The sequence below is a fragment of the Streptomyces sp. RKND-216 genome, assembly GCF_004795255.1.
Lineage (GTDB): Bacteria > Actinomycetota > Actinomycetes > Streptomycetales > Streptomycetaceae > Streptomyces > Streptomyces hazeniae.
In genome coordinates this window covers 4,164,484-4,180,715 of the sequence record NZ_SSBQ01000002.1, presented here as the reverse complement: position 1 = coordinate 4,180,715, position 16,232 = coordinate 4,164,484, and the positions used below count along the sequence as shown (strand labels likewise).

15 protein-coding genes are annotated in these 16,232 nt (G+C 72.7%); 7 read left to right on the top strand and 8 right to left on the bottom strand.

The window, feature by feature from the left end; all coding sequences use genetic code 11:
• Positions 1 to 2: 2 nt before the first annotated feature.
• Complete coding sequence (locus tag E4198_RS18225; protein WP_136184108.1) at positions 3 to 908, bottom strand: PAS domain-containing protein; 906 nt, start codon at positions 906 to 908, stop codon at positions 3 to 5.
• A gap of 730 nt (positions 909 to 1,638) precedes the next feature.
• Between E4198_RS18225 and E4198_RS18220 the strand changes: the two genes are divergently transcribed.
• The 3 genes from E4198_RS18220 to E4198_RS18210 all read left to right on the top strand — a co-directional run bounded on the left by E4198_RS18220 (position 1,639) and on the right by E4198_RS18210 (position 4,769).
• Complete coding sequence (locus E4198_RS18220; protein WP_136184107.1) at positions 1,639 to 2,499, top strand: 1,4-dihydroxy-6-naphthoate synthase; 861 nt, start codon at positions 1,639 to 1,641, stop codon at positions 2,497 to 2,499.
• Positions 2,500 to 2,603: 104 nt separating this feature from the next.
• Entirely contained in the window at positions 2,604 to 3,824 is a 1,221-nt protein-coding gene (locus E4198_RS18215; RefSeq protein WP_136184106.1) for an FAD-dependent oxidoreductase, read from the top strand.
• 9 nt (positions 3,825 to 3,833) lie between these two features.
• Positions 3,834 to 4,769: a sigma-70 family RNA polymerase sigma factor gene (locus tag E4198_RS18210; protein WP_136184105.1), complete on the top strand. Its 936-nt coding sequence runs from the start codon at positions 3,834 to 3,836 to the stop codon at positions 4,767 to 4,769.
• 43 nt (positions 4,770 to 4,812) lie between these two features.
• Here the strand turns inward: E4198_RS18210 and E4198_RS18205 are convergent, their stop codons facing one another.
• From E4198_RS18205 to E4198_RS18195, 3 genes are read right to left on the bottom strand one after another with little or no spacing between them, the layout of a single operon-like run.
• On the bottom strand, positions 4,813 to 5,832 hold the full coding sequence (locus E4198_RS18205) for a Gfo/Idh/MocA family oxidoreductase (RefSeq protein ID WP_136184104.1): 1,020 nt from the start codon (positions 5,830 to 5,832) through the stop codon (positions 4,813 to 4,815).
• A 15-nt stretch (positions 5,833 to 5,847) separates the two neighbouring features.
• Positions 5,848 to 7,158 (bottom strand): lipopolysaccharide biosynthesis protein RfbH, encoded by a 1,311-nt coding sequence (gene rfbH, locus E4198_RS18200; RefSeq protein WP_136184103.1) that lies wholly within the window; start codon positions 7,156 to 7,158, stop codon positions 5,848 to 5,850.
• Complete coding sequence (locus E4198_RS18195; protein ID WP_136184102.1) at positions 7,151 to 8,179, bottom strand: NAD(P)-dependent oxidoreductase; 1,029 nt, start codon at positions 8,177 to 8,179, stop codon at positions 7,151 to 7,153. The genes rfbH and E4198_RS18195 overlap by 8 nt, the downstream gene beginning before the upstream one ends.
• Positions 8,180 to 8,410: 231 nt before the next feature.
• Between E4198_RS18195 and E4198_RS18190 the strand changes: the two genes are divergently transcribed.
• Positions 8,411 to 9,670 carry an activator-dependent family glycosyltransferase gene (locus tag E4198_RS18190; protein ID WP_247597730.1) on the top strand — a complete coding sequence of 420 codons (1,260 nt, stop codon included), beginning with the start codon at positions 8,411 to 8,413 and terminating at the stop codon, positions 9,668 to 9,670.
• Positions 9,671 to 9,735: 65 nt separating this feature from the next.
• On the opposite strand, the gene E4198_RS18185 is transcribed toward E4198_RS18190, so the two are convergent.
• Both E4198_RS18185 and E4198_RS18180 read right to left on the bottom strand, forming a co-directional pair.
• A complete protein-coding gene (locus tag E4198_RS18185; protein ID WP_136185465.1) occupies positions 9,736 to 10,386 on the bottom strand; it encodes a response regulator transcription factor in 651 nt (216 codons plus the stop codon).
• 5 nt (positions 10,387 to 10,391) lie between these two features.
• Complete coding sequence (locus tag E4198_RS18180; RefSeq protein WP_136184100.1) at positions 10,392 to 11,597, bottom strand: sensor histidine kinase; 1,206 nt, start codon at positions 11,595 to 11,597, stop codon at positions 10,392 to 10,394.
• A 168-nt stretch (positions 11,598 to 11,765) separates the two neighbouring features.
• Between E4198_RS18180 and E4198_RS25565 the strand changes: the two genes are divergently transcribed.
• Genes E4198_RS25565 through E4198_RS18165 form a run of 3 tightly spaced genes read left to right on the top strand, consistent with a single transcriptional unit; the run spans position 11,766 to position 14,088 of the window.
• Complete coding sequence (locus tag E4198_RS25565; RefSeq protein ID WP_136184099.1) at positions 11,766 to 12,281, top strand: YceI family protein; 516 nt, start codon at positions 11,766 to 11,768, stop codon at positions 12,279 to 12,281.
• Positions 12,266 to 13,282, top strand: a complete 1,017-nt coding sequence (locus E4198_RS25560; protein WP_136184098.1) for an ABC transporter ATP-binding protein — start codon at positions 12,266 to 12,268, stop codon at positions 13,280 to 13,282. The genes E4198_RS25565 and E4198_RS25560 overlap by 16 nt, the downstream gene beginning before the upstream one ends.
• A complete protein-coding gene (locus tag E4198_RS18165) occupies positions 13,279 to 14,088 on the top strand; it encodes an ABC transporter permease (RefSeq protein ID WP_136184097.1) in 810 nt (269 codons plus the stop codon). The genes E4198_RS25560 and E4198_RS18165 overlap by 4 nt, the downstream gene beginning before the upstream one ends.
• Positions 14,089 to 14,323: 235 nt before the next feature.
• Here the strand turns inward: E4198_RS18165 and E4198_RS18160 are convergent, their stop codons facing one another.
• Complete coding sequence (locus E4198_RS18160; protein ID WP_136184096.1) at positions 14,324 to 15,058, bottom strand: VOC family protein; 735 nt, start codon at positions 15,056 to 15,058, stop codon at positions 14,324 to 14,326.
• 88 nt (positions 15,059 to 15,146) lie between these two features.
• On the bottom strand, positions 15,147 to 16,172 hold the full coding sequence (locus tag E4198_RS18155) for a WYL domain-containing protein (protein WP_136184095.1): 1,026 nt from the start codon (positions 16,170 to 16,172) through the stop codon (positions 15,147 to 15,149).
• Positions 16,173 to 16,232 lie beyond the last annotated feature (60 nt).

The window sequence follows — 16,232 nt, the reverse complement described above, 5'->3', positions numbered from 1 at the left end:
GGTCAGGAGGTCGCGCGGCGGCGCTCGGCGGCCGGCTGGCGCGTGCGCTCGGAGCCGTTGCGGTCGGCGCGGATGTAGTCCGGAAGCACCTTGGGCGGCCAGCAGCCGATGCTGAACATGCCCATGGAATATGCCTTCGCGGCCAGGGCGGTGCGGTTGGGCACCTTGAACTGCCGCAGCAGAATGCTGACGTGGTATTCGATTCCCTGCCGGCTCAGGAAGAGTTTCGCGGCGAGGCGCACGGTCGGATCGCCGGCGGCGACACCTTCCAGGACCTTCGCGGTGAGCGGCGTCAGCTTCCGCTGCGACCCCACCGGCGGGGCCGGCGGCTCCTCGGTCTTCTCCGGGGTGAACTGCACCAGGATCATGGTGCCGCGACCGTTGTCGTCGTCCACCGGAAAGGCGGTCAGCTTTCCGGCGACGGCCGTGTCGTTGAACCACATCGCGATCGACCTGCCCACGAGCCGGGCGTGATGGCCCTGCACGAGACGACCGAACTGGCGCATCAGGTGCTGGCGCACGCTGGGGTGCAGGAATTCGGCGAAGCTGCGTTCCGCGATGTCGTCCCGGCCGCGGCCGCACTGGGTGAGGAACGCACTGTTCACGGCACGCACCCGCAGCGTCGGGTCAAGGACCGCGAGGCCGATGCCGGAGCGCTCGAAGAGGGAGAGCACCGCGTCGCCGTACTCGTCGCTGCGGAGCTCGGCGTCGGTGGCGGCGGACGCCGTCGGGCGGGCGGCGGGCGGGGCGTCGTCCACCGGGCCGGCCTGCCGGGGAATGAACGGCTTTCGCACGGACGCGGCATTCTGCTGGGCGAAACCGTTCACACTGAATTCAGATTCCGGAACGGCAATCACGTCACCCGAGTACTGAAGTTCTCTGCCTGCGCCATCCTTGGTCAACGCCATGTGAGTCGCACCTTCCCCGATCGCGTTCCTCAATGAACGCCGGGGAGTCTAAGGAGACCCCTCAGGAGGGTCAACGGACGTCGAAGGCGACCGCAGCGCCGTGACCTGCGGATAGGGGTGCCGGAGTCCCGGTGCGACCTGCCGGGGTTCATCTTCTCCCCGGCCCGCTGTCCACTTTTCCCGCCGAACGGGGAGGGGTTTTCTAGGGGACCCCTGTCCGGGGCACCCCTATACGGGAGCGACCTAGGGGGACCCCAGGGACGGGTGTGGCGGGATGTGCGTCCACCGATACCCCGCGGCGGGAGCCGCATGCATCCTCGCGACCAGACTCACAGCCCCGGGACAGGACCCCGACCTGGTCCACGGCACGGGGCGGAGCCGCCGGCGCCCCCGCCCCGACGCCCGTCCGGGCACCCGATGCGCCCGCGCACGCGCCCTGGGCGACGACCGGCCCCCGGTGACGGGGCGCCCACCTGCGGCCCGTCCGCCCGGCCTCACCTGCATGCCGCGGTACTCCGCCTCCGCCACGGCGTTCGCCGTCCTCGGGCTACCACCCAGTACGCCAGGATGCCAGCGGCACGGGCGGCCAGGCCCCTTTTCGCGGCCTTCCCGGTGGAGTCTGAGGAATTCATCAGTGCGTTCGTGCACGTTTTTCCGCGCCTCTCACGCGGTGTGCGAGTCGTGCTCGACTGCTGCGACACCTCAGCCGACGAATAAGGGAGATGCAGCCGTGAGCGGAGACGGCTCGGTTTCACTGGCCTACTCGCCGTGCCCGAACGACACGTTCGTCTTCCACGCCTGGACGGCGGGGCTGCTACCGGACGCGCCTCGGCCCGACGTCACCATCGCCGACATCGACGTCACCAACAGGCTGGCCGCCGAGGGCGGGCTGGACGTGCTGAAGATCTCCTACGCGGCACTGCCCCACGTGCTCGACGAGTACGCCCTGCTGCCGTGCGGCGGCGCGCTCGGTCACGGGTGCGGGCCCCTGCTGCTCACGCGCGACACGTGCGAACCGGCGGCGCTGGCCGGGAAGACCGTGGCGATCCCCACCGAGCGGTCCACCGCCTACCTGCTGTTCCGCCTGTGGGCGGAACAGGCCCTGCCGGGCCACGAGGTGCGGACGGTGGTGATGCCGTTCCACGCGATCATGCCGGCCGTGCGGGACGGCGAGGTGGACGCCGGACTGGTCATCCACGAGGCGCGGTTCACCTTCCACGAGTTCGGGCTGCACCGGCTGGTGGATCTCGGCGAGGCGTGGGAGGCGCGCAGCGGCCTGCCCATCCCGCTGGGGGCGATCGTCGCCCGGCGCGCCCTGGGTGCCGAGCGGATCGCGGCCGTGACGGAAGCGGTGCAGGCGTCGGTGCGGCACGCGTGGGCGGACCCGGAGGCGTCGCGCGCGTACGTGCAGCAGTACGCGCAGGAGATGAAGCCCGAGGTGCAGGAACAGCACATCGGCCTGTACGTCAACGCCTACACCGAGGACCTGGGGCCGAAGGGCTTCGAGGCGGTGCGCGAGCTGCTCGGACGCGCCGCCGAGTTCGGGGCGGTGCCCCGCTTCGACCCCGCCGCGCTGACCCGGGGGGCCTGAGAAGTCCCCGCCCCCCGAATGTGACGCGCGTCACACTCCGCTCCTGTCAGCAATCGGTCCGCCATCCCGTTCAAGGGGCACGCGAACGAGACAGGAGCCACGCCATGAAGCACCGCATCGTCGTTCTCGGCGCCGGATACGCTGGGGCCTTCGCCGCCGGAAACCTGGCACGCCGGCTCTCTCCGGCGGACACCGAGATCACCGTCGTCAACGCCGCGCCCGAGTTCGTCGAGCGGATGCGGCTCCACCAGTACGCGAGCGGCCAGGACCTCGCCTTCCGCGCGCTCGCGGACGTCTTCGCGGGGACCGGGGTGCGGTTGCGTCTGGCGCGTGTCACCGGCGTCGACCCGGAGCGCCGCACCGTCGCCGTCGCGGCGGAGGACGGCCCCGACGGCTCCCGCGGCTCGGCTGCCCCGGACGGCCCCCTCTCCTACGACACGCTGCTCTACGCGCTCGGCAGCTCCGTGGCCCACCACAACGTCCCCGGCGTGGCCGAGCACGCCTTCGACGTGACCGGCCTGTCCTCGGCGCGGCGGCTGCGGGAACGGCTGGCCGGTCTGGGCCGGGGCGGCGACGTGCTGGTCGTCGGCGAGGGTCTGACCGGCATCGAGACCGCGACCGAGTTCGCCGACTCCCGGCCCGACCTGTCGGTAGCGCTCGCCGCCCGCGGCGAGCTGGGCGCCTGGCTCTCCCCGAGGGCCCGCCGTCATCTGCGCCGGGCCTTCGACCGGCTCGGCGTCACCGTGCACGAGCGCACCGCCGTCGCCGCCGTCGAGCCGGACCGTGTGCTCACCGCCGACGGGCGTTCCCTCCCCGCCGACGTGACGGTGTGGTCGGCCGGCTTCGCGGTGCACCCGGTCGCGGCCGCGAGCGGCCTGGAGGTCGCCGGGACCGGTCAGATCGTCGTCGACCGCACCATGCGATCCGTCTCCCACCCGGATGTCTACGCCGCCGGCGACTGTGCCTACGCGATCGGCGACAACGGCCGGCCGCTGCCCATGTCCTGCGCCTCCGCCGGCTTCACGAACATGCAGGCGACCGCCGCGATCATCGCGCGGCTGACGGGTGGCGAGGTCCCGGCCACCGGGCTGAAGTACTACGGCAACCACATCAGCCTCGGACGGCGGGACGCGCTCTTCCAGATGGTCGACGGGAGCGTCCGGCCGAAGTCCTGGTACCTGGGCGGCCGGACTGCCGCGCGGCTCAAGTCGGGCGTGCTCACGGGGGCCGGATGGGGCATCGCCCACCCGACCTTCGGCATGCCGAAGCGCAGGCGCCGGCTGGCGACAGCGCCGGAACGGGCCGGCACGAGGGTCGCCGCATAGGCTTTCCGCGTGGACACCGCAGCCGTCGAACGCTTCGAGGCCGGCCGGGCCCGGCTGGCCTCGCTGGCGTACCGCCTGCTCGGTTCGGCCGCCGACGCCGAGGACGCCGTGCAGGACGCGTTCCTGCGCTGGCAGGCCGCGGACCGGGAACGCATCGACGTGCCGGAGGCGTGGCTGACCAAGGTCGTCACCCACCTCTGCCTCGACCGGCTCCGCTCGGCACGGGCGCGCCACGAGCACCCGGCCGGAGACCGGCTGCCCGAGCCGCTCCTGGAGGGCGACCCGATGCTCGGCCCGGCCGACACCTTCGCACAGCGCGAGTCGGTGTCCCTGGCCGTGCTGACCCTCATGGAACGCCTCTCACCCGTCGAGCGGGCCGCCTACGTGCTGCGCGAGGCCTTCGCGTACCCGCACGCCGAGATCGCCGGCATCCTCGACATCACCGAGTCCGCCAGCCAGCAGCATGTCCACCGGGCCCGGCGCCACCTCGCCGCCGAGCGGCGCGGCGGCGAGGTGGACCCCGACGCCGCGCGGCGCATCGTCGAGGAGTTCCTGGCCGCCGCCACGTCAGGGCGCACCGAACGGCTGGTGGCGATGCTCACCGCCGACGTGACCGCGGTCTCGGACGGCGCCGGACTCGCCCGGCGGCCGCTGCGCTACACCACGCGCGAGCGCGTTGCCTCCCACCTGCGGGCCGGGTTCCGGCCCACTCCGGCGAAGCGGCGGCTGGCCGGCGGCTCCCCTGCGCTGTACATCGCGCCGGTCAACGGTTCCCCGGCGGTCGTCGCCGTCGTCGAAGGGCGGGTCGTGGGCGCCGTGGCGTTCGACGTCAGGGACGGCAAGGTCGCGTCCGTGCACGGCGTCGCCGCCGCGGCCCGGCTCACGCGCCTCGACGCGGCCTGGCGACGGCACGACGCGGGCGCGCCGTTCATCGGCGCCTGGTGACCGGCGCCGCCGGCGGCCCGTGCCGGCGGCGCCGGTGCGGCGCTCAGCGCGTGGCCGCGCGCAGCACGGCCTCCATCACGGTGGCCTGGCGGACGGCGTCCTGCGCGTGGTGGCGGTGTGCGACGGGCTCCCGGCACGCCGCGGCGAACGCGGCGAAGGTGAGCTGGAACTGGTCGGCCGCCGCGAGCACCCGTTCCTCCCGCACGTCGCCGCGCTGCAGGCGCAGCACCGGGCGCGTCTCCGGCCTGGGGTTGAACGCCCAGTCCAGTTCGACGCGTCCCTCACTGCCCCAGAGCGCGTACGTGTTGCGGTAGGAGTGCTCCAGCCCGAAGTCGCACTGCGCGGTGAGCCCCGCGCCGTCGGCGAGCAGCGCCGAGCCCGCGACGTCCACGCCGGTGGCCGGGTCGGTCCGCAGATGTGCTCCGAGCACGCGCAGGTCGTCGCCGAGGTGCAGCAGCGCCGCGCGCAGCGGGTAGCAGCCGTTCTCCCGCAGGGTGCCGCCGGCGAGTTCGGGGCGGTAGCGGATCAGGTCGCCGCCGCCGCGCGGGATGCCGAGCGAGGCGGTGAACGTCTGCGGCGTGCCGATCGCCCCGTCGGCGACGAGCTTGCGGACCTCGTCGTGCTGGGGGTGGCAGAGGAAGGTGAAGTTCTCCATGAACGCCAGGCCGCGCGCCTCGGCGAGACCGGCGAGGCGCCGGGCCGCTTCCGCGTCGACCGTCAGGGACTTCTCCACCAGCACGTGCTTGCCGGCCCGCAGTGCGGCCTCCGCCCACTCCTCGTGCAGCGCGTTGGGCAGCGGGACGTAGACGGCCTCGACGTCGTCCCGCTCCAGCAGGCGCGAGTAGGAGTCGACCGCCTCGCAGCCGAAACGGTCGGCGAAGCGGCCCGCCTTCCCGGCGCTGCGGCTGGCGACGGCGACGAGCCGCAGCTCGTCGCAGCGTTGCACGGCGGGGAGCGCGTTCCGCCAGGCGATGTCGGCGGCGCCGAGGACGCCCACCCCGATCGGGCGCGTGCCGGTCCGGTCGTGGGCTCTGTGCGGTTCGGACGAGTCCCGTACTGCCATGCGTGCGCCTGCCCCTCAGCCGTGCTTGGCGACGAATTCCCGGAGGGAGTCCGTCATGTAGTCGATCATCTCGGTGGTGATGCCGGGATAGACGCCGATCCAGAAGGTCCGCTCGGTGATGATGTCGCTGTTCGTCAGCTCGCCGCTGACCCGGTAGTTCTCATTCTTGTAGGCGGGGTGCCGCAGGAGGTTGCCGGCGAACAGCAGGCGCGTGCCGATGCGGCGGTCGTTGAGGAACTGGATCAGCTCCCCGCGCGCGAACTTCGCCTCGTCGGTGAGGGTGATGACGAAGCCGAACCAGCTCGGGTCGCTGCCCGGGGTGGCCTCCGGCAGCAGCAGGCCGGGCACGCCCTCCAGCCGCTCGCGCATGCGCCGCCAGTTGCGCTTGCGCGCGGCCACGAAGTCGTCGAGCTTGGCGAGCTGGGTGAGGCCCAGAGCGGCCTGGATGTCGGTGGACTTCAGGTTGTACCCGACGTGCGAGAAGATGTACTTGTGGTCGTACCCGTGGGGCAGGTCGCCCATCTGGTACGAGTAGCGCTTGAGGCACTTGTTGTCCTCGCCCGGCTCGCACCAGCAGTCGCGGCCCCAGTCGCGCATCGACTCGGTGATGCGGGCCAGTTCCAGGGTGTTGCTGAGAACGCAGCCGCCCTCGCCCATGGTCAGGTGGTGCGCCGGGTAGAAGCTGACCGTCGAGTAGTCGCCGAAGGTGCCGGTGGTCTTCCCCTTGTAGGTGGACGCCACGGCGTCGCAGTTGTCCTCGATGAGGAACAGGTCGCGTTCCGCGCACAGTTCGGCGATCTCGGCGGCGGGGAACGGGTTGCCCATCGTGTGGGCGATCATCACGGCCCGGGTGCGCGGCGTGATCGCCTGCTCGATGCGCTCCAGCGTGGTGTTGTAGGTGGCCAGGTCGACGTCCACGAAGACCGGCACCGCGCCGCACTGGAGGATCGGGTTGACCGTGGTGGGAAAGCTCGCCGCCACGGTGATGACCTCGTCGCCGGGACGCAGTCGGCGGTCCTCGAGCTCGGGGACGGTCAGCGAGGCGAGGGCGAGGAGGTTCGCGGACGACCCGGAGTTGGTCAGGTGCGCCTTGCGGACCCCGATGGTCTTGGCGAAACGGCGCTCGAAGAGCAGCGCCTTCGCACCGGAGGCGATCTTCATCTCCAGGGCCTGCTCGACGAGTGCGGCGCGGTCGTCCTCGTCGAGGACGGCGCCGGAGGGCAGGATCGGCGTGACTCCGGGGCGGAACTCCTGCGCGGACGCGTCCCGGTCGCGGTGCAGCTTCCGCGTCTGCTCGAGGATGGACTGCACGTCCGTGTCAGCCATGAATGCTCTCTCCGTCCACTGCGAGGTTCGAGGTCGTGGTCAGGGGTGCGGGCGACGCGTCGGGCCGCCCGGGGACGGTGTCCCACAGGGCCGTGAGGGCGTCGGCGAGGGTGTGCTGCGGGGACCAGCCGAGTGCGCGGCGGGCGAGGGACACGTCCAGCGGCTGTTCGCCAATGCCCGCGTCGCGCCGGGCATGCCCGCCGTCGTCGGGGACGGGGCTGCGCAGGACGGCGGCGGACGTGCCGGTGACGCGGATCAGGGTGTCCACGGCCTCGGTGAGCGGGACGCCCGTCCCGGAGCCAATGTTGACGACCGGCGGTACGCGCGGCGCGTCGGCGGCGCGGCGCACGGCGTCGGCGACGTCCCGGACGTCAACGATCTCGCGGACACCGGCGAGCGGCGGCAGCCGCAGTTCGCGGGGCTGTTCGGCGAGGCGGCGGGCGAGCGAGCCGAGGAGGCTGTCCGGCGGGGCGTAGGGTCCGGCGGACATGGCGATGCGCAGCACGGTCGCATCGATCCTGCCGTCGGCGACGGCGTCGGTGAGGACCCGGGTGCCGGCCAGCTTGGTACGGGCGTAGCGGCTGGTGGGATGCTCCGGGAGGTCCTCGGTGAGCGGCCTTCCGGTGCTCTGGCCGCCGTACTCGTAGGCGGAGCCGATGTGGACCAGCCGGGCGGGCACGGGGAGTTTCGCGACGGCGTCGACGAGGCGGCGGACCAGGGTCACGTTGCCCTCGGTGAGCTGTTCGTCGGTGACGTTCCACAGCGCGCCCGCGGTGTTGACGACCAGGGCGGGGCGTTCGGCCTCGAACAGCGCGAGGAGCGCGGACTCGTCGGAACGCAGCAGGTCCACCCGTACGGTGCGGCAGCCCGGCGGCAGGCCGGAAGCGGTGCGGCGTACGACGGCGGCGACGGACCAGCCGCAGGCGGACAGCGCCTCGCAGACGTTGCGGCCGACGAACCCGGCGGCGCCGAGCACCACCGCCGTCGGCGGCTCACGGTCCGCGGGACTGACTGCACACATGAGCGGCCCTTCTCGATGGGTCGGCCGAAGGGCGGGCCGACGTCGTCCGGGCGGCCCCGCCGGGCGTCACTATTCCTGCGGGCGCAGCGCGGGGACACCCGTGCCGGTGGTCGGCAGGGGAACTCTGGGTGTTTCCCCCGAGTCGCACGTCACGCGCCCGCGGCCCCCCGGCGGCGCCCCGAACCTGGTGAGGCACCGGCCCGCCCGCCCACCCTGGAGTGCACTGTGCGCGTGTTGTTCGCGACCATCCCGGAGAAGTCGCACCTGTACTGCATGACGCCGCTGGCCTGGGCGATGCGCGCCGCGGGCCACGAGGTGCGCATCGCCAGCTGCGTGGAGTTCGTCGACGTCATCGCGCGCACCGGCATGACGGCAGTGGCCGTGGGCACCAACGACGGCATCACCGAGGCGATGACCGCCCACCGGGAGACCCAGGTCGAGGAGAAGGTCAGCTTCAACGAGCTGGACCCGGCGAAGCTGAACTATCAGGACGAGCTGGCCCGGGTCACGCTCGCGGCCTACGGCTCGGCGATGTACAACGAGCCGATGATGGAGGGCCTGGTGGAGTTCGCCCGGTCCTGGCGGCCGGACCTGGTGGTGTGGGACCCGCTGACCTACTCGGGACCGATCGCCGCCGGCGTCGTCGGGGCCGCTCATGCCCGGTCACTGTGCTTCGCCGACGTGTGGACGATGAAGCGGCAACTCTTCCTGAAACTGCACGAGCAGGCGCCGCCGGAGGAGCGGCACGACCAGATGGCCGAGTGGCTGGGCGAGCGGGCGGAGCAGTTCGGCGGCGTCTTCACCGAGGAGTTCACCACGGGGCAGCTGACCCTGGACCCCCTGCCGGACAGCCTGGGCATCGACACGCACGCGCGGCGCACGCCGGTGCGCTTCGTGCCGTACAACGGTCCGGCGGTGGTGCCGGACTGGCTGAGCACCCCGCCGGAGCGCCCGCGGGTGTGCATGAGCCTGGGGGCGTCCAACACCGAGCGGTACGGCGGCGACTTCGTGTCGAAGAACGACATCCTCTCCGCGGTGGCCGAACTGGACGTCGAGGTGGTCGCGGCCCTGCTGCCCGCACAGGTGCGCGAGGTCGGCACCATGCCGGACAACGTGCGGGTGGTGGAGTCGGTGCCGCTGCACGCGCTGCTGCCCAGTTGCTCGGCGCTGATCCACCACGGCGGCTTCGGCTCCTACGCCAACGCGCTGGTGTACGGCGTGCCGCAGATGACCGTCACCACCACGGTCGCCGACCAGATCTACCGCGGCGAGGGCCTGGAGCGGCAGGGCGCCGGACTCCTGCTGGAGCGCAGTCAGGTCACGCCGGAGAAGGTGCGTGACGGGATCGCCCGGATGCTGGCGGACGACGGGTTCCGGCGGAACGCGGACCGGCTGCGCGAGGAGGCGGTCTCCCGTCCGTCGCCGGGCGCGGTGGTGCCGGTCCTGGAGCGGCTGGTGGAGGAACGGCGCACCGCCCCTTGGACGGTCTGACGGTGTGACGCCCGCAAGGCCCCGGGCCCCCGGCCGGGGGCCGGAGGAGTGCGGTGCCCCGGCCCTCAGGGACGGGCGACGCCCGCCTCGTGGGCGATGAGTCCGGCCTGGGTGCGGTTGCGGCACTCCAGTTTGTCCAGCATCCGCGAGACGTAGCCCTTGATGGTGGCCTCCGACAGGTACAGCCGGGAGGCGATCTGCGCGTTGGACATGCCCTCCCCGAGGCAGGCCAGCACCTCGACCTCGCGTTCGGTGAGCGCCTCGACGAGTTTCCGGGCCCGGTCGCGGGCGGACAGCCCGTCGGTGGAGGCGGCCACCAGGCGACGGGCCGCGGCCGCGGACAGCACGGTGTGGCCCTCGGCGGCCACCCGCACCAGCCCGATCAGGTCCTCCGGTGGCGTGGACTTCACCAGGAAGCCGGCGGCCCCCGCGCGCAGCGCCCGCATCACGTAGTGGTCGGCGTCGAAGGTCGTCAGCACCACGACGGCGGGCGGGTCGGGGAGCTTCCCGATGCGTTCGATGGCGGTGAGGCCGTCCACGCCGGGCATCCGCAGATCCATCAGCACCACGTCGGGCCTGCTGCGCTGCACCGCCTCGACGCCGGCGGCGCCGTCGTGCGCCTCGTCGACCACCTCGATGTCCCCGGCGGAGCCAAGGATGGTGCGCAGGAACACGCACACCATCGGCTCGTCGTCGACCACCACCACCCGGACCATGCCCGTCACACCGCCGATTCCGCAGTCGGTACGTACGCGGGCAGCGTGGCCTCCACGCAGAACCCGCCGTCGGGAGCGCTTCCGGCGCGCAGCGTGCCGCGCAGCACTTCGACGCGCTGCCGCAGGTTGACGATGCCCAGGCCGGAGCCGGTCTGCACCAGTTCCCTGCTGGGACGGGCGGTGGGCGGCGTGTTGTGCACGGCGATCCGCACCTGCGACTCCTCGTAGTGGACGCGCACCTCGACCTTCGCGCCGGGTGCGTGCTTGTGCGCGTTGGTCAGCGCCTCCCGCACGATGCGGTACGCGGTGCGGCCGACCACGGGCGAGGCCAGCCCCGGGTCGCCCTCCTCCAGCAGCTCGGCGTCGACCCCCGCGCCCGCCGACTCGGCGACCAGCGTGGGCAGCTCGGCCACCGACGGCGAGCCGTCGCCCTCGGGCTCGGTGCGCAGGATGCCGACCAGGTCGCGCAGCTCGTCCAGCGCCTGGCAGCCGGCCTGCCGCAGGTCCTCGGCGGCCTTCCGGGTCGCCTCGTCCGTCGCGGTCATCCGCAGCGCCCCCGCCTGGAGCGCCATCAGGCTGACGCGGTGCGTCACCACGTCGTGCATCTCTCCGGCCAGCCGGGCGCGCTCCTCGGCGCGGGCGCGTTCGGCGAGCAGGTGGCGTTCGCGTTCGGCCCGCTCTGCGCGTTCGGTGAGGGCCAGCACGAGCTTCCTGCGGGCCTCGAAGTACAGCGCGAGCAGCGGGCCGACGGCGGTGCGCAGCAGGCCGATGGTCAGCACCGTCCAGGACGGCTGCCAGGGCCGCATCACGATCAGGGTGAACACGGCGAGCGCGACGAACGCGGCCCGCCGGTTCTGCTGGTAGAACAGCGGCCCGTATGCCGCAAGGACGGTGGCGAACGGCGCCCACAGGTTGTTCTCGTGCGCCGGGGTCAGCGCCCCGAAGGGGTGGATGAGCAGCGTGATCGCCAGAGTGAAGGCGCCCAGCACCACCACCACGGCGATCGGCGCGCAGCGGCGGGCGGCGAGCGAGGCGCAGGCCAGTGCCTGGAGGCCGAGCATCGTCCAGGCCAGGGCGCCCGGCCGTTCCGGCCACCAGGTGGTGCCGGCCAGCGTCAGCACGGTGTCCAGCAACACGAAGAACGCGGCGATCGCCGCGTCCACGATGGCCCAGTGGCGCAGGTGCCACGGCGCTTCATCCCTGCTGGTCATGCGCAGCACGGTACGCCACTCGCGCGGCTGGGCACCCTACAGCGGACTTTCGCCGGGGCGGACCCTACGAAAGTCGCATGCGGCTCCCGTCCGGCGGACCGTTCGTCGCAGCGGGTCCCTCCCCTCCGCCCTGCCGCCGCACCCCCGGCACGCGATGGGATGTGGGACATGGACGCGACACAGGACGACGTGACGGCGACCCCCGCACTGGGCAGGTACGCGATCGACACCGACGCTTCGACCATCCACTTCCGCAGCAGACACCTCTTCGGGCTGCTGCCGGTCAAGGGCACGTTCGCCGTCCGCAGCGGCACCGTGGACGTCGCCGAGCCGGTCGGCGAGTCCCGGGTCCGGGTGGAGGTCGACGCCACGAGCTTCCACACCGGCAACGACCACCGCGACGGCGACGTGAAGTCGTCGAAGTTCCTCGACACCGACGCGCACCCCACCATGACGTTCGTCTCCGACCGGGTGGAGGGCACGCAGATCGTAGGCCGCCTGACCGCCTGCGGTGTGGAGCAGCCGGTGACGCTGCGGGTCGAGGAGTCGAAGACGACGGCCACCGGGTTCACCGCCCGCGCCACCACCCGCGTGGACCGGACGCAGTTCGGCGTCACCGGATCGCCGGGCATGGCCGGCCGCCATCTCGATCTGACCCTGGAGGTCACGTGCGTTCGGTCGTAGTCGAGGACCTGCGCAAGTCGTACGGCTCGGTGCATGCCGTGCGGGGCGTCAGCTTCGACGTCGAGCAGGGCGAGATCTTCGCCCTGCTCGGCCCGAACGGGGCGGGCAAGTCCACCACGCTGGAGATCCTGGAGGGCTTCCGCAAGCGCGACTCCGGCACGGTCGAGGTGCTCGGCATGGACCCGGGAAGCCGCGCCGACGGCCGCGAGCTGCGCGAGCGCATCGGCCTGGTGCTGCAGGACATCGCCGTCGAGCCGTACCTCACCGTGCGCGAGACGATCACCCGGGCCGCCGGCTACTACCGCACGCCGCGCGACGTGGGCGAGGTCATCGAGCTGGTCGACCTGGCGGGCAAGGAGAAGCAGAAGGTCCGCAACCTCTCCGGCGGCCAGAAGCGGCGCCTGGACCTGGCGCTCGGCGTGATCGGCGACCCGGACCTGCTGTTCCTGGACGAGCCGACCACCGGTTTCGACCCCAACGCGCGGCGCGGCGCGTGGGAGCTGGTGCGCCGGCTGCGGGACACCGGCACCACCATCCTCCTCACCACGCACTACATGGAGGAGGCGCAGCAGCTCGCCGACCGGGTGGCGGTGATCGCCGCGGGCCGGATCGTGTCCGAGGGCACCCCGGCCACGCTCGGCGGGCGGGACAGCGCCAAGGCCCGCATCCGCTTCGCCCTCCCGGAGGGCTGCACGGCGGAGGACCTGCCGGTCACGGACGCGGTCCTGGCCGAGGACCTGGTCACCGTCGAGGCCGACGAGCCCACCGAGGCCCTGCATCGGCTGACCGGCTGGGCCCTGGATCGCGGCGCCGTCCTGGACCGGCTGAGCGTCGACCGTCCCAGCCTGGAGGACGTCTACCTGAGCCTCACCGGCGAGTCCGGCCCCGCTTCCGGGGACGAGCCCGCAGACGGGCCCGCGGCAATGGACAGCGCGACGACGGAGAGCGCCGGGCGGAAGACCGGCTCGCCGGAGCCCGTCCTGGAAAGGAGTGCCCGATGAGCACCGCCGCTCCCCCGGCCCGGCCGGACGCACCGGCCGCGCCGCGCCGCGACAAGACCCTGCTGTGGCACCAGATCAAGTACGAGCAGCTGACGTTCTGGCGCAACCCGCAGAGCGCGTTCTTCACCTTCGTCTTCCCGATCGTGATCATCGCCATCTTCGGTGCGCTCTTCCGCGGCGGGAAGCCGAGCCCGTTCTACGACGGCCTGACGCCGCTGGAGTACTACGTGGCGACGATCGCCGCGCTGTCGGTGCTCAGCGCCTGCTACAGCCAGCTCGCGATCGTGCTCTCCACCCGCCGCCAGGACGGCATTCTCAAGCGAGTGCGGGCCACGCCGCTGCCGACCTGGATGTACTTCATGGGCCTGCTGGCGCACTGCGTGATGGTGAGCGTCGTCGACATCCTGCTGGTCATCGGCATCGGAAACCTGTACGGCATGCCGCTGCCGAACGCCTCCCAGCTCCCCGCGATAACGGTGACGCTGGTGCTGGGCGCCGCGAGCTTCTGCGCCCTCGGCGTGGGCGTCGCCTCGCTGATCCGCAACGCGGAGGCGGCTCCGGCGGTGGTGCAGTTCGTGCTCTTCCCGCTGGTGTTCATCTCCGGGACGTACATCCCGATCCACTCCGACTGGCTGAACATCGTGGCCGGCGCACTGCCGGTGAAGCCGTTCAACGAGGCCCTGCTCGGCTCCGTCTCAGGCGACGCGGCCTTCCCCTGGCAGAGCCTCGGCGTCCTCGCCCTGTGGGGCGCGCTGGGCGCGGTCGTCGCCATCCGCCGCTTCCGCTGGGACCCGAAGCCGGAATGACCCGAGGGGGCCGGGCCCCCTCCCCCGATCCGCCGTGGCCCTGCGGCCCCCGACGCAGGGCCACGGCGTCCTGTGTTCCGCACATGACCGCTCAGCCGCCGTCGCGCTCGGACCTGTTGAGGTCGCATTGGTCGGGGTCGCCCCGGGTACTCGTGGAGGCGCGGAACCCGGCCGCTTCCGTCGGCGTACTCGGCCACCCCCAGGAGGGCGGGTCCTCGGTTCACCGGGGGCGCCGTCAGTGGGCGGGGAGGACGCAGAACTCGTTGCCGTCGGGGTCGGCGAGGACGAGAGGAGCGGCGGGGTCGTCGGACTGGTCCTGGCCGATGTCGATGCGGGTGGCGCCGAGGCGAAGGAGGCGATCGACCTCCGACCGGCGGTCTGCGCCCGGGGGTGGGATGAGGTCGAAGTGGAGCCGGTTCTTGGCCGGCTTCGGTGCCACCGGCGGGCCGCCCCAGGTGACCTTCGGGCCACCGTGCGGCGAGCGGATCGCGGTCTCCTCGTCCTGGTCCCAGACCAGCGGCCAGTCCAACGCCTTGCTCCAGAAGTAGCCGACCTTCTGCGAGCCGTCGCACGCGAGTGCGCCGAGGAAGCCGCAGTCGGCGAGAAAGCGGTTGCCCGCCGGGAGGACGCAGAACTCGTTGCCCTCGGGGTCGGCGAGGACGGTGTGACCCTCTTCCGGGGTCTGACCGACGTCGATGTGGCGGGCGCCGAGCGCGAGGGCACGGGCCACCGTCTCTTGCTGGGTCTCGGCGGTCGTGCTGGTCAGGTCGAAGTGGGCCTGGTTGGGCACGGTCTTCTGCTCGGTCGAGGGCACGAAGCGGAGCCGGAAACCGGTGTCGTCGTTCGGCAGCAGGGCGAACCCGGGGCCCGGGTCCTCGACCGGTGCGAAGCCCAGGACGCCGGCCCAGAATTCCGCGAGGCGGCCCGGGTCGTGCGCGTCGAAGCAGAGTGCGTGGAGCTGTGCCGTCATACCGTTCCGCATCTGTCAGCTGCGCGCTGGTGCCCGCAGGCGGGCGGGCTCTTGACGCGCGAGGCATCGTTGCCCGGGGAGGGCCAAGCTAGGAAACCCCGGGGTCGCCCGCAACGGAATTTCGCGACCTCGGAGCGTCGGCCGGCACAGCCGTCGGCGGGTCGGCCAGGGCGGCGGTGAAGCGGGCGGCGACCTCGGTGACGGCCGCGCGGAGTTCGGGGCCGCCCTCGACACGGAAGGGCAGCGGGACGGTGGACAGCCACTCCTGGGCGTACATGGCCGGGTTGCTGGTGCTGCCGAGGAGCACGCATCCGTCGTCCGCGGGTTCCAGGCGGCCCATGGGCGGGCGGATCCAGCGCGCGACCTCGGACGCCGGGGCGTCGAAGACGACGCGGGTCGGGTACTCCCAACCGGTGCCGAGGTGCTCCTCCAGGACGGCGACCGGGTCCAGCCCGGTGGGCGCGTGAAAGCCGTGGCCGGTCTGCCGGACCTCACCGATGCGGTCGACGCGGTAGGTGCGGACGGCGTCCGCACGGTGCGAGTGGCACAGCAGGTACCAGCGGCCGTAGCGGACGACCACGGCCCACGGGTCCACCTCGGATTCCCACACGTTCCCCGAGGCGCTGCGGTAGGTGACGCACACCCGGCGCGCGGCGGCGACGGCCGCGACCAGGGCGCTGGTGGTGGCCGGGTCGGGACGGGTGGAGTTGCGGTCGGGGGTGACCGCGGCGTGCTCGCGCAGCGCCGCGGCCTGCTGGCCGACGCTCTCCGGCAGCGCCCGGACGATCTTCCCCAGCGCCCGGCCGAGCAGGTTCTCGGTGTCGCCGGACGCCGGCTGCCCGTCGAGCACCGCCATCACCACGCCGACCGCCTCGGCCTCGGTGAAGACGACCGGCGGCAGCCGCGTGCCGCGCCCGAGGCGGTAGCCGCCGTAGGGGCCGCGGACCGACTCGACGGGGATGCCGGCCTCCCGCAGGATGCCGACGTACCGGCGCGCGGCGCGCTCGGTGACGTCCAGCCGTTCGGCGAGCTGACCGGCGGTGGTGCCCGGACGGGCCCGGAGGATCTCCAGGGTGCGCAGCGCCCGCGCGGTGGGGCTGAGGTCGGTGGACACGCGAGCAGCGTAGGACGCCCCGGGCGTGTACCGGAAGCGAAACGTCCGGAACCGCTTCTA

Excerpts from the sequence above, each read along its gene's own strand:
- E4198_RS18225 (WP_136184108.1), bottom strand. The coding sequence starts at position 908 with ATGGCGTTGACCAAGGATGGCGCAGGCAGAGAACTTCAGTACTCGGGT.
- E4198_RS18215 (WP_136184106.1), top strand. The coding sequence starts at position 2,604 with ATGAAGCACCGCATCGTCGTTCTCGGCGCCGGATACGCTGGGGCCTTC.
- E4198_RS18205 (WP_136184104.1), bottom strand. The coding sequence starts at position 5,832 with ATGGCAGTACGGGACTCGTCCGAACCGCACAGAGCCCACGACCGGACC.
- rfbH (WP_136184103.1), bottom strand. The coding sequence starts at position 7,158 with ATGGCTGACACGGACGTGCAGTCCATCCTCGAGCAGACGCGGAAGCTG.
- E4198_RS18195 (WP_136184102.1), bottom strand. The coding sequence starts at position 8,179 with ATGTGTGCAGTCAGTCCCGCGGACCGTGAGCCGCCGACGGCGGTGGTG.
- E4198_RS18185 (WP_136185465.1), bottom strand. The coding sequence starts at position 10,386 with ATGGTCCGGGTGGTGGTGGTCGACGACGAGCCGATGGTGTGCGTGTTC.
- E4198_RS18180 (WP_136184100.1), bottom strand. The coding sequence starts at position 11,597 with ATGACCAGCAGGGATGAAGCGCCGTGGCACCTGCGCCACTGGGCCATC.
- E4198_RS25565 (WP_136184099.1), top strand. The coding sequence starts at position 11,766 with ATGGACGCGACACAGGACGACGTGACGGCGACCCCCGCACTGGGCAGG.
- E4198_RS18165 (WP_136184097.1), top strand. The coding sequence starts at position 13,279 with ATGAGCACCGCCGCTCCCCCGGCCCGGCCGGACGCACCGGCCGCGCCG.
- E4198_RS18160 (WP_136184096.1), bottom strand. The coding sequence starts at position 15,058 with ATGACGGCACAGCTCCACGCACTCTGCTTCGACGCGCACGACCCGGGC.